General features: G+C 68.4%; 14 protein-coding genes and 1 pseudogene. 9 read left to right on the top strand and 6 right to left on the bottom strand.

Features of this window, described 5'->3' with window-relative positions:
• Positions 1–287: 287 nt before the first annotated feature.
• The 3 genes and pseudogenes from EES42_RS33065 to EES42_RS33055 form a co-directional block, all read right to left on the bottom strand.
• The gene (locus tag EES42_RS33065; RefSeq protein WP_124721894.1) at positions 288–818 is read right to left on the bottom strand and encodes a GNAT family N-acetyltransferase; all 531 of its coding nucleotides are present in this window, start codon (positions 816–818) and stop codon (positions 288–290) included.
• Between the two features lie 274 nt (positions 819–1092).
• Positions 1093–1446, bottom strand: a complete 354-nt coding sequence (locus EES42_RS33060) for a hypothetical protein (protein ID WP_124721893.1) — start codon at positions 1444–1446, stop codon at positions 1093–1095.
• Positions 1447–1584: 138 nt separating this feature from the next.
• Positions 1585–2016 (bottom strand): annotated as a pseudogene (locus tag EES42_RS33055) (PadR family transcriptional regulator); the annotation flags it as partial.
• Positions 2017–2023: 7 nt separating this feature from the next.
• On the opposite strand from EES42_RS33055, the gene EES42_RS33050 reads away from it, so the two are divergent.
• Complete coding sequence (locus EES42_RS33050) at positions 2024–2227, top strand: hypothetical protein (protein ID WP_241196746.1); 204 nt, start codon at positions 2024–2026, stop codon at positions 2225–2227.
• A gap of 317 nt (positions 2228–2544) precedes the next feature.
• On the opposite strand, the gene EES42_RS33045 is transcribed toward EES42_RS33050, so the two are convergent.
• Positions 2545–3150: a dihydrofolate reductase family protein gene (locus EES42_RS33045; RefSeq protein ID WP_124722213.1), complete on the bottom strand. Its 606-nt coding sequence runs from the start codon at positions 3148–3150 to the stop codon at positions 2545–2547.
• Positions 3151–3311: 161 nt separating this feature from the next.
• Here EES42_RS33045 and EES42_RS33040 point away from each other — a divergent pair, with 161 nt between their 5' ends.
• Positions 3312–3587, top strand: a complete 276-nt coding sequence (locus EES42_RS33040; RefSeq protein WP_124721891.1) for a hypothetical protein — start codon at positions 3312–3314, stop codon at positions 3585–3587.
• A 132-nt stretch (positions 3588–3719) separates the two neighbouring features.
• Here the strand turns inward: EES42_RS33040 and EES42_RS33035 are convergent, their stop codons facing one another.
• Together EES42_RS33035 and EES42_RS33015 are read right to left on the bottom strand one after the other, a co-directional pair.
• Entirely contained in the window at positions 3720–4226 is a 507-nt protein-coding gene (locus EES42_RS33035; RefSeq protein ID WP_124721890.1) for a DUF6624 domain-containing protein, read from the bottom strand.
• A 742-nt stretch (positions 4227–4968) separates the two neighbouring features.
• The gene (locus tag EES42_RS33015) at positions 4969–5166 is read right to left on the bottom strand and encodes a hypothetical protein (RefSeq protein WP_124721889.1); all 198 of its coding nucleotides are present in this window, start codon (positions 5164–5166) and stop codon (positions 4969–4971) included.
• A gap of 260 nt (positions 5167–5426) precedes the next feature.
• Here EES42_RS33015 and EES42_RS46600 point away from each other — a divergent pair, with 260 nt between their 5' ends.
• The 7 genes from EES42_RS46600 to EES42_RS32980 all read left to right on the top strand — a co-directional run bounded on the left by EES42_RS46600 (position 5427) and on the right by EES42_RS32980 (position 11948).
• Complete coding sequence (locus tag EES42_RS46600) at positions 5427–5624, top strand: hypothetical protein (protein WP_241196745.1); 198 nt, start codon at positions 5427–5429, stop codon at positions 5622–5624.
• 162 nt (positions 5625–5786) lie between these two features.
• Positions 5787–6326, top strand: coding sequence for a GNAT family N-acetyltransferase (locus EES42_RS33005; RefSeq protein ID WP_124721887.1), 540 nt, complete (start codon positions 5787–5789; stop codon positions 6324–6326).
• Positions 6327–6588: 262 nt separating this feature from the next.
• On the top strand, positions 6589–7875 hold the full coding sequence (locus tag EES42_RS33000) for an alpha/beta hydrolase family protein (protein ID WP_124721886.1): 1287 nt from the start codon (positions 6589–6591) through the stop codon (positions 7873–7875).
• Positions 7876–7948: 73 nt separating this feature from the next.
• Positions 7949–8152, top strand: coding sequence for a hypothetical protein (locus EES42_RS32995; RefSeq protein ID WP_124721885.1), 204 nt, complete (start codon positions 7949–7951; stop codon positions 8150–8152).
• Between the two features lie 285 nt (positions 8153–8437).
• Complete coding sequence (locus EES42_RS32990) at positions 8438–9967, top strand: S1 RNA-binding domain-containing protein (protein WP_241196744.1); 1530 nt, start codon at positions 8438–8440, stop codon at positions 9965–9967.
• Between the two features lie 92 nt (positions 9968–10059).
• On the top strand, positions 10060–10695 hold the full coding sequence (locus tag EES42_RS32985) for an ArsR/SmtB family transcription factor (RefSeq protein WP_124721884.1): 636 nt from the start codon (positions 10060–10062) through the stop codon (positions 10693–10695).
• 11 nt (positions 10696–10706) lie between these two features.
• The gene (locus EES42_RS32980; RefSeq protein ID WP_124722211.1) at positions 10707–11948 is read left to right on the top strand and encodes an MFS transporter; all 1242 of its coding nucleotides are present in this window, start codon (positions 10707–10709) and stop codon (positions 11946–11948) included.
• Positions 11949–12019: the final 71 nt, after the last annotated feature.

The raw sequence follows: 12019 nt of genomic DNA, 5'->3' as shown, positions 1-12019 counted from the left end.
CTGTTCCCCCGCCGGTCGACCTCACGGCCTTCCTCGACCAGGTCGAGACGTCTCACCGCCCCGACCGCCGAAGGGCCACTGCCCGCGATCCGGGCCGCCGCCGCCCTGGAACGCACGACCCGGCGCGCGGCGGCGGATGCCGCGTACAACCTCGACACCGTGGCCGGGCCGGACCGGGACGGCGTTGCCCAGGCGCTCCGGGTCAGCCGGCGGACCGCCCGCTCCCGCCTGACCCACTACGCGCTCCGCCGCTGACCGGTTGGTGCGCCCCCCGTGGCCGTGGCCGCTCAGCCCTCGCGGCCGACCTGCAGGGCCTTCTCAAGGAGCGTGAACGACTTGGGTACGCCGCCCGGCTGTTGCTTGCCCGCCTTGTGGCCGACGACCCGGTAGCCGTCGTTCACGTAGTAGGCGCTCAGGGCGGCATTCCCGGCCAGGCAGTCCAGACGGACGAACGCCCGCCCCGCCGCGGCCACCCGCTGCTCCGCAGCTCGCAGCAGCCGCCGCCCCGTACCCGGCCGGGCGCCGGTGCGGTCCACCATCAGCCGGTGCACATAGCCGGCCACCGGCGGCTGGGGACCCCAGGCGTCCTCGTCCGCCCACCACAACTCCCAGGCCCCGGCCGGGCGGCCGTCGGCCTCGGCGACCCAGACCTCGCCACTCGCCATGATCCGGCGGAAGTGATCCTTGCCCAGCTCGCCGGGCTGCCATTGGCCGGATATGCCCCGGGCGAGCATCCAGCGGGCGGCATCGTCGCGCAGCCGGACGAGAGTGGGGAGGTCGGTGTCGTCGGCGAGGCGGAAGCGGAGATCGTTCTTCATGTCGCGATCCTCGCACCACGCAGTGCCCGGGCCGCACCGGGCCGCCGCCACTGTGCGCTCCCGGGAACGTGTGCTGCGCGCGGAAGAGCTGGGCCGTGTTCGGCTGCGTGACGGCCATGGGTGGCAATCGAACATCGACTGCTGCCCACCGATGGGGCGGGCGGAACGACGCCCCACCCAGGCTCCGGAGGCGTTCCGACCCGACGACCCGACGACCCGACGACCCGACGACCCGACGACCCGACGACCCGGCGATCTGGCGGAATTGGCGGAATCAGCGGAATTCGTGGACGAGTCGGATCACGCCGACGATATGGGCGTTGAACTCGTCGAGTTCCTCGGCCGGCACCCACAGCTCAAGGATCGTCCGCCCGCCGGCTTGCTGGACGGGGTAGCGGCACAGGAACTCCGAATCGACCTCGAAACGAGTGACGAACCCGGCCCCGTCGTGTTTCACGTTCCAGTCCCTGGCGATCCGGATCGCGTAGTCCTCGTTGAGAACCGGGTAGAAGATGGGCTGCTCGGGAAGACGGGGCGGCCACGCGCGCCAGTTCAGTTCCCGGACCAGGTCCAGCTCCTTGGGGCCGGTCGGGCGCCAAAGGGTCGTCGTTGCCTGCCGGCTGCTCATGGGAAATCGCTCTCTGGGGGTCGGAGGCCGCCGGAGCGGCTGATCGGGGGACCGGACGATACCCGCCGACAAGGCGGTCGGCCACGACGTTTCCGTACCCCGGCCGGCCCTGCCGCACCCTGGCGCTGCCGCCCGGCGTCAGGACAGCACCTCCCGCAGCCAGGCACGTTCCGCGCGGCTGGTGGCACGGGCGATGGTGAGCATGCCGCGACGGTACGGGTCGTCGGTGTCCTCGACACCGAGCGGGACGTCGCCGTCGTGGAAGAAGCTCGCGGGCTGTTCCAGGAATTCCAGCCGTCGCCGCAGCACCGCGTGCTGGTCGGCGGTGTCGGGGAGCCGGGAGAGGAAGGCCAGGACCGTGTACCGAGTGCCGTCGCTGATCTCCAGGCCGTTGGCGTCCCGCAGCCGACGCAGCAGTTCGGTGCGGCCGGTGGTGGTCAGGCTCAGGGTGTGCCGCTGGGCGGCCGAGGCGCCCGGCTCCGCCCGCCGGTCCAGCAGCCCGGCCTTGACCAGGCGGTTGAACGCCGGGTAGAGACTGCCGTCGCTGACCGGCCGGGCGTGGCCGGACAAGTCCGCGGTGAGCGACGCGGGCCGGGTGACCGTGTCGGCCGCCGGCCGGGTACGGGTCACGCTCGCGGCGTCCCCGACGGTGCTCGGGACTTACCCGCAGTACGAGATCGAGGCAGTGGAATGCCTGCCCGGCTCCTCCGACGCCCTGCTGGGCACCGATGACGAGAACCTCGGCGGCTATGTGAGGACCGCCCCGCACTGCGGAGCCTGACCCCGGCACCGGCACCGTGTGGTGTGACGTCGGCCTTCAGGATCCGTACGGGTCGTGGGGGCCGGTGCTGTCGTACGGGACGGCCGCGGACCGGCGGTTGCTGAGTGCGCAACGCCCGGCCCGCGCCCACGAGCACGCTGTCGGAGCCCGAGGAGAGAAGGGCTCCGGACAGCGAGTCGCGGCATCAGGCCCTCCACCGGTCCACCGGCCGACCGGTCACAAGTCCCCTCTCCCCGCTCCGTACCGCGATGCCCGAATTCCCGGGATCGGGGATTCCCGACTGCTCTTCGAGCTGACAAGGCTCGCTTGCGGCCTTGTCAGCTCGCGGTGGGGATCCTGCGCGCGTAGGTGAGGAAGGCGGCCCCGGACTTCAGGACGGTGTGGTCGGTGAGATCCCAATTGCACGGATCGAACACTGCCTTGTGGGAGAAGAGCGGAATACCCGAGCCGATTGTCATCGGGCTCAACTTGATGACCAGCCCGTCTATCTCGGAATACAGCGCACCTGCCAGCTCGGCACCACCGACCAGCCAGATGTCCTTGCCTTCCTGCTGCTTCAACTGGCGTACCGTCGCTGCCGGATCGTCGGCAACCAGTTCCACGTCCGGGTCCGGGCTCTCGCTCAGCGTCCGGGAGAACACCAGATGCCGCAGGTGGGGGTAGGCGTTCGTCAGACCGGCCTTGAGCCCGATCTCGTAGGAACGCCGTCCTTCGACGACGGTGTCGAAGTGCTTGCCGCCGTCAGTGATGGAGAATGCGGCCCGGGCCGGTCCGGGAAGGGTTTCCGGGTACTCGGTGATGATGTGCTGAATGTAGTCCTCGGGGATCGGCCAGAAGCCGTCCGGACTCGAAGGATCGGAACCGTCGGGTCCCGCGATGAATCCATCGAGAGAGGACGCGATGTAGTACACGAGTCTGCGCACGGAAGACCTTCCGTTGATCGATTCGGTGGAGGTGACGGCATGCGGTGCGAAGTGACGTAAGCCGCACGCCCGAGTGCCAGGAGTCTCCATGATCACTACGTGCTTGTCACGACCACGACCTCGCGGCCGCGCGTCCAGGAGCCTCGGCTAGGGTCGGCCCCATGACCTGGAGCGAGACGGAGTACGTCGAGTGTCTTCGGGGCGAGCGGCGTCGCTACGCGTGGCTGATGCGGCGGCACGGCGAGCTGGCACCGGCAGAAGCCTGGGCGGCGGCCTTGGACCGCTACCCGTACGAGCCGAGTGACGCGCCGTACCGCGGACTCATCTTCCATGACGAGGCGTGGCACTGGGCGATGCTCGCGATCCACGGAGACCGGTACACCGTGGGGCGTCCCGAACTGGCCCAGCCCTCAGCCGAGTACATGGCTCTTGAATGAACAGCGGCGGACGGAGCATTCCGGGCCGGTGAGCGCCCTCATCGTGGGGGCGCGGCCCAGGCCGACTGCACACAGCTCCAGGCAGTGCCGGTGAAAGCCCTGTGCCCCAGTGTCGGCCCGGGGCGCGGGGCGTCAGGGCATCGCGAACTTGGCGACGTACTCGTCGAAGGGTTCGATGCCGACCTGCGCACGCAGATCGTCCATGCGCTCGGGCTCTTCGCAGGGCCACGGAACCGGTGCACCGTCCTTCACACCGGCGATCTGAGTGCCGTAGACCTGTTTGCGGCCCTCATTGACCAGTGTGCGGTCGCGCAGAAAAGCCAGTTCACGTCGGCCGGCCGCGCCTGTCGACACAGCCTGTTGCATCAGATGGAGGGCGCGACGTTGGACGTCGAGCTGCCGGTCGGCGTGCTGGGCGATCAACCACGCCGCATGTGCGGCCTCCTCGCCGACCAGAGCGGCTGTCGGCCAGCCGTACTCGTCCATGATCTCGCCGAGCCGGTCGCCGTGCCGTGCGGTCAGCCGGCGCCATGCCAGCTGCTCGGCCGGATCGTCGCTGTTCGCGCCGACCGAGGACCGGTGATCGGCCGCAGCCATGTCCGTAAGTTCCACCGCCAGCGCGGCAACGTCGTGCGTCACTCTCAACTCCGTGGATGGGTAGGTGTGTTGTGTTCTTCGACCGTAACCCTAAAGGTGCATCTCGGGCGTAAAGATCATTCTGGAGAACGGTGACAGGCGCCTTCTCGCATGGGGATAATGGATCTACGTCAAGTCGTCGAAGGCGGCGGGACTACCACCCTTGCTGTCCCCGGCTGCTGCGGCTGGTCCGTACTCGCCATGGACCCATCACTACGACTTCCGTGATAGCGGACGGGTGTGGGGCGGACTTCCGATGCGAGCTGACAGCATGGCCGCATGGATGCAGTGGACATGGGTGAGTTCGTTGTGCGCCGCGCGAGTGAGTCGGACGCGGACGCGCTGGTCGGGATCGATGTGGTCGCGCGACCTGAACCCGCAGGAAGGCGTGCGGTCCCTGGTCAAGCGCGACCTCGGTAACCCTGCCGCCCGCCGGCCTGGGCCAGATAGCCCAGGCCGTCAAGCGCAAGCTCAAGGCGCTGCAGTTCCGGCCTCGCGTCATTGACGGCTGCCTCACCAGCACCGGTCTGGACCTCTACAGCCGACCCGGGCCGGGCTGCCCGCAATTCCGTCGCAGCGCTGCGACCAGACCCGGGAAGACCGTGCCGGATGGGTCAGAAGAATTGCAGGAGTTCCGTCAGGGAGGTGATGGAGGGCACGTCCGAGACGGCCGAGTCCCGGCAAAGCGCACACCCGCCTCCGTCAGACCGACATCACGAGTTCAAGTTCAGTACCGTGCACGAGCTCATGCGTGATCCATCGCCGCCACAACGTAAAGGCACGAGAGAACCGCGACTGCGCAGATCATCGCCACGGCGATCAACATGCAGCCGAGCACCCCTGTTGTCCCGGCGATCGCTGCCCAGCCGAACCGTGTCGCTCGTTCGGCCCGCTGGACCGCGTCCTGGTAATCGCTGTCGTCGTACCAGTCGCGATCAGCCATGGTCACCCCTCCCGGTCCCTGCAGTCCGGTCAACTCTCACAGAACGAGGACGGGACTGGTGCGCGGGGATGGGGTACTCGGCAGGACGGACCTGGGCCTGCCGGACAAATGATCTCTGTCCGGTTGTCCGGTGACCTTGCCCAATGGACTTGCTGCGGTGGTGGCGAGCCGGTGATGCTGGGCCGGTGCCAGGACAGCGGAAGAGGAAACGTCAGCGGCAGGCTGTGGATCGTGCCGGCCTCGGTGCAGGTCACTGGGAGGTGCTCTTCGAGACGCAGGACGAGTCGGAGTGGCGTGTTCACCTGCGTCATCTGCGTGCCGGGCCGGAGCGGATCGACTGGGCGATGACTCGGATCGACACTCTCTGTGGCCGCCTGGTGCAGCCGACCACGTACCGGCTGAGTCTGTTCGTGCCCGACCCTGTGCACGATCCTGGTCGTGAACAGTCCGATCATTGATCTCGTGGTGGGGTGTGGTGAGGTGATGGTTGTGACGGGGACAGGCCGACGGCTGACCGCCGGCTCTCGGCTTCGAGGCACTGGCTGCCCCCTGCACCACCGGTGCACTACTCCGTAATTACGTGCTTGCAGCTTGGGGGCCACGGAGCCGATGGTGGCTGTATGCATGACTTGAACCTTTCCGATGGGGTTGTAGTTCTGTCTCCTCTGCGCCTGGACGATGTCGATGCGCACCTGGCCGGCGAGGACGAGCTCCTGGTCCGTTGGCTCAGTGGCGAACCGGCAACCCGGGCCGGCACCGAGGCGTACTTCCGCCACTGCATCGAGCAATGGGCCACGTGTGGACCGCTGCGCGCGCTGGGGATCCGTACGGCTGCCCAGAGAACCCTGGTGGGTTACATCGACCTGCGATTCGATGTGGAGGGGTTGGAGCCTGGGCAGGTCAACATCTCCTATGTGCTCTACCCGGCCTGGCGGGGTCAGGGGCTGGTGAGCCGTGCTGTCCGCCTGATCTGCCGGTACGCGGCAGCCGAAGGGGCGACCCAGGGGGTGATCCGGGTGGATCCGGAGAACCACGCGTCGGCAGCAGTCGCGCGACGGTCGGGCTTCACCTACGACAAGCAGCTCTTGGAAGAGGACGGCAACCGAACCGACTGGTACCTCCTCAGCCTGCCCGACGAGAGCGGACTGCCGAGCACATGAATGACCCCGTCTGTGTGGATCGTTGATGCGGCCATGGGGCGGGGAGACCTGACCGGTGAGACCGGACTGCCACCGCCTTCACCGCTACCACTGCCGCTACCGTCTCAGCCCTCGCCGGCTGACCCGGACGAGATCGCCGGGACGTGGGTTCGTGCCTCGCCCGCCCCACAGACCCCTAGGGAAACCCGGTAGTGCTGGCCCTACGCAGAGCGGGCAGCTGGCCTCATGTCCTGGTGGAGCCGCCAACAGGCAGGATCCATACATGACTTCACAGCGCAACCACACCCCGGCCCGCCTGCTGATTGCAACGGCGATCCTCGGCACCAGTGTGGCCCTGACCGTACCGGCACCGGCATCGGCGGCGACCTCGACCGTGTACGCCCAGACCCGGCCGACTCCGGCCCGGCAAGCCCCGATCGCCGACACCCGTATGCGGCCGGCACAGGCCGGATCCATCATCTCCTCCCGACGGGTAGCCGATCTGACGGCCCAGCAGGTAGCCGCGGAACTGCAAGGAGAGGTCGAATCCGACCTGGTACGCCACGGAGTGACGGCGTACCAGGTCGTCTACCGCACCACGAACAGCGCGGGCGAGCCCACCACGGCGAGCCAGTTTCTCGTGCTGCCCAAGACCGTCGGCCGTCATCTGCCGACCGTCGCCTGGTTGCACGGCACCATCGCCTACCGCAAGGACACCGCGTCGGAGAACCCTGGCTCCAGCGACCGGCTCGCCGCCTACCTGCTTGCATCGACCGGCCGCGCGGTGTCGGCACCCGACTACGTCGGCCTCGGCGCGGGCGAGGGCTTCCACCCGTACGGCGATCCACGGGCCACCGTTGCCGCCACCGTCGACGGGCTGCGGGCGGCACGCGCCTTCGCTCATCGAAACGGCCGGGAGCTCGACCGTGAGGTCCAGGTCAGTGGGTTCTCGCAAGGCGGGCCCGCGACCATGCTGGTCGGCCGGGCCCTCCAGGAGGAAGGCGCCGACCAGTACTTCCGGCTCGGAGCGCTCGCCCCGGTCGCCGGGCCGTTCCATCTGTCCGCCTTCGAGGCGGCCGCGGCGGACGACAAGATCGACAAGTCAGGCCTCTACCTCGCCTACTTCGCGACTGCCTGGAACAAGACCTACGGCCTCTACAGTTCGCCGAGCGAAGCCTTCCGTGCACCGTACGACCAGATCGTGGAGGAGCTCTTCGACGGCTACCACACGACCGAGCAGATCGCCGGTGCGTTGCCGCCCGCATCCAAGGACTTGTTCACCTCGGACTTCCTGGACAGGATCCGCACACCCAGCGGTGTCCTCAAACAGCGACTCCATGCGCTGGACACCACTTGTGACTGGAAGCCGAACGTACCCGTGAGCCTCTTTCACGCCCGCGGCGACAAGGACGTCGACGCCTCCCACTCCGCATACTGTGCACAGCAGTTGAAGGACAACGGTGCGGACTTCCGGCTCACGGACGTCGGTGACCACGACCACAACAACTCGGTGGAGCAGGCTCTTCCGCGTATCGTCCGCTTCTTCGACGAGACCGCTGACGCCGACTGAGACGTCCCGAGCGGGCCTCGGGCTCGCCGACGCCCCATGAACCTTCCGTATCCGTACCGGTTCAATCGGACGGATGATCGAGACCGATGCCGACTGCGGTGTCCAGCACTCGGCCTGGCGGAACGCTGCCCTGCCGCCGGAAGTCCTGAGCACCCTGTTGCCCGGTGATCACAGTGCCGAGGCCGCCGCCCAGACCCCATCGATTCCGATGAGTCATGTACCGAACGATCGACCTGTCCGTGATCCGGGGCAGAAAGGGGAGACCGAACCACACTGACGGTGGGAGAATCGAGCCCGCCCGGTGATCTTCAGGCCGGGCGAGCGTTCCCGTACGCTGCGGACATGAGCGAACGCGTCGGCGGCGTGGGATGCCGCCCCTTCAGGCAGGGCCTGCCCGCTCGGAGCGAGAGCCTGCACGGTCCGGACTGCCTGGCAGGCCTGAACTTCCTGGCCGGTCTGGAGTGCCGACCCGTCAGTCCCGTTGCCCTTGAGGCCGACAGGTTCGCCACGGTCCACGACAACCACGGACACGTACCTCCACACTTCCCCGAACACCAGCGGAATGCAGCAGTACCTTCGACGTCCGGCAGGCAGTGACGTGCTGCCCCATGTCTACCGGATCACCAGATACGACCCGGCCGACCGTGATCAGCACGGCCACTACATCGGTGCCGAAGCCGAGATCAGTGACCACGGGCCGGTCGAGGCCGCCTACCTGATGGCCGTCGCCGCCTTCGCCGAAGACACCGGTGTCGGCCAACTGGCCATCCGTGAACCGGAGATCAGCGGCTTCGCCCACGTCGGCCCGGAGCCGGCGGTCGACGGCCACGGAATGGCGGGCCTCTTCCCACACGACCTCGCCGGATTCCACGACGGCGCGCAGGTGCCGGTCGAAGTCGGCCTGGAGATCGTCCGTGCCATGCTGCGCGACAACGGCGCATGGTGCCGCCTGGAGGTCGAAGGAAGAATCTCGGTGCATGTCGGGTGGGACCAGTACCTGTACGTCGGCAGCAGCCGGCCGTGCGAAGCAGCGCTGGCTCGAACCCGCGCGCTCGGACTGTTCCCGGAGCGCCTGGACGCCTCGCCCTACGACTTCGACCTCGATCAGCAACACGTACAGCGTCCGGCCGATGCCGACTTCTGGGCCCGCCTGCGGTGGGTGGTCAGCTCCCACCGCGCGACACTCCTGGAGGAGACCTACGTCAGGAACGCGTCGCGCTGGCACCGCCTCACGTACGAGAACATCGAGACCGTGCGTGGTCAACTTGCTCCCCGCGCTCAACTGGCGGTCTGGCCGGACCTGCTGACCGAGGTCGACGGGGCCGTTGCCGCGCTGCCCGACGAGGGCACGGTGGAGATCCTCTGGGAGGACGCGAACGGCCGGATCGCCGGCACGATTGCCGACGAGACCCGGTTCGAGGCAGTGACCCGTCGCATCACCGATGCGCGGGCCGCCGCCGTCATACCCATCACCGGTGACGAGCGGCTCCCGCTCCTCACCGCAGTGTTGCCCGACAGCGACGGCATACTCCGCGCCCGCTGGCGGACCGAGCCGACGCCCAGCGACCGGGACTGGGCCTTCCTGAAGACCCTGCGGCGCGGTCAACTCGTCACAGGCACCGTGAAGTGGATCGCGGACTTCGGTGTCACTTTCGTCGACATCGGCGGCTTCACCGCGATGATCAATATTCCGGAGCTGTCCTGGCGTCCCTTCGACCATCCGACCGAGATCGTCAGCGTCGGCCAGGAGATCACGGCCGAAGTACTCGACGTCGACATGTCCCGGGAGCGGGTTCCGCTGTCGCTGAGGGCGGTGCAGGAGGACCCGTGGCCGCAGCTCACGCAGCGGATCGGACAAGTGGTCACCGGCCCGGTCACGAAGGTCGTGCCGTTCGGGCTCTTCGTACGTATCGAAGACCGGGAGGACGGTATCGCGGCGCTGGTGCACATCGAAGGGTTGGCCGACACTCCTGTCGAGAGGTCCGAGCACGCCGTGCGAGTGGGCGACATCCTCACCGTGAAGATCCTCGACGTCGATGTCACGCGCCGCACCGCCCTTGCGTGTAATCAGTCCCGTCCCGCCGACGGGTGACGGGCGAAGGCGACGCACCGCGGGCTCGGCTCTTTGCGCGATTGTTCACAACATCTCTTTCGAAACAACTGTTGTAGGTCTATCTTCGGCGCATGGCCGCTTCCTCCGCTGAATCCGCCGAGTCCTCGGAACGGGATATCGAGTCTTCGGAACGGGACGTCGAACTCGACACCGCCGCCCTGCGGGTACTCGCTCACCCATTACGCCTGAACGTGCTCACCCTGCTGCGTGAGCGTGGCCCCTCCACCGCCACTCTCATCGCCGAGGAACTCGGCATCAACCCCGGCGCGGCGAGCTACCACCTGCGTCGCCTCGCATCGGGCGGACTGATCGTGGACGAGCCGGGCAGGGGCACCGGGCGGGAGCGATGGTGGAAGTCCGTCCACCGCCAGTCCATCCACGACCCCGCGACCGCGCCCGTGGAACAGCGCGAGGCCGGGCGCGCGTACACACAGGCAGTCGCCGTGGCCGCCGCCGACCGACTGCGCAGGGCCGCGCAGGAGGTGGCCCTGCTCCCTCAGGAGTGGCTTGAAGCCACCTCGTACAGCGACTTCCTCCTGCACCTGACCCCTGGCGACGCGGACCGGATGAAGTCCGAACTCTTCGAGGTGATCGCACGCTACCGCCACGGAGCGGGCGAGGCGCCTGAAGGCTCCGCCCCCGTGGTGCTGCAAGTGCAGGCGTTTCCGGTGCCCGGTACGGCCCTGCCACCGGCCGGCGACGAGTGAGCACACACGGCATAGCCGCCGGCGCACGGCCTGCTCACCGGGACGTCAATGTCCTGCGCTGGCTCTCCGCGTACACGGCTTCGGTCACCGGCGACGTCGTGTACTTCCTCGCCCTGTCCTGGGCTGCCACCCGGTCCGGCGGGCCTTCGCAGGCGGGCATGGTGGTCGCGGCCGGGGCGCTTCCCCGGGCGGTGCTGATGCTCGGCGGGGGTGTGGTGGCCGACCGGTTCGGGCCGCGCCGGGTCGCTGTGGTCAGCGATGCGGCCCGCTGCGCGCTGATCCTCGCCGTGGCCGTGGCGGTCATGTCGACCTCGCCGGGTGTGTGGCTGCTCGTCGCGGTCGCGCTGGTCTTCGGCGTGGTCGACGCGGTGTTCATGCCGGCGGTGGGTGCCCTTCCACCACGCATCACATCACCCGAACAACTCGCCAGGGTCCAGGGGATGCGCGGGCTGTCGATCAGGCTGAGCAACGCCGTCGGCCCGCTCCTGGCGGGATCGGTGCTGGCGATCGGCGGCGCGGCCGGTGCGTTCACGGCCGCGGGGGTTCTCTTCGCCGTATCGCTCGTCGTCCTGCTCAGCGTACGGATCGCCACACCGAGCGAGGTGCCTCGGCGCACCTCCGCCCGGCGTGAGTTGGGTGACGGTCTGCGCTATGTCCGCCGCCACCGGATGCTCGCACCCCTGGTGATGGTGATCGGTCTGAGCGAGATGTGTTTCAGCGGCCCGGTCGCCACCGGCCTGGTGCTCCTGGCGGACGAACGCGGCTGGGGTGCTTCGGGGATGGGCTGGGTCGCGAGCGCGTTCAGCGTCGGAGGAGCGACCGCGGGGCTGCTGCTCACCGTGTCGCCCCGGATCCCGCGCGCAGGGCTGATGATGTCCGCGGCGCTGCTCGTGACCTCGGTGGGAGCGGTTGCTCTGGGGCGGGCGCCCTCATTGCCCGTCGCTGTGATGTTCGGAGCGCTGATCGGCCTGACGAGCGGTTTCACCACGGTCGTGACGGGTGCTCTGCTCCAGACGGAGGCCGACCCCCGATACCTTGGCCGGGTCACCTCGGTCACAACCCTGTGTACCTTGGGGCTCGCCCCCGCACTCTTCCCGGCCGTCGGTGTGACGGTGTCCCTGTGGGGCGCGGGTGCGTTCTTCGCTGGATGCGGCGCCATCTGTCTGCTTGCCGCCGCGCTCGGCCTGGCTGTTCCCGCGCTACGACGCGCCGAACTCCAACCACCCGGGCCCGCCGCGCGAGCCGGACAGTAAACGCCCTGCGGAGTGCTGGAGTTCGACCGGCAACAGTTCCCCGTTCCCCGCCCTTGGCCCTCCCGTTCGCG

Origin of the sequence: Streptomyces sp. ADI95-17 (assembly GCF_003846175.1) — a bacterium.
GTDB classification, from domain to species: Bacteria; Actinomycetota; Actinomycetes; order Streptomycetales; family Streptomycetaceae; genus Streptomyces; species Streptomyces sanglieri.
Note: the sequence above shows the minus strand (reverse complement) of the source record. Positions and strands in the feature narration are given on the sequence as shown.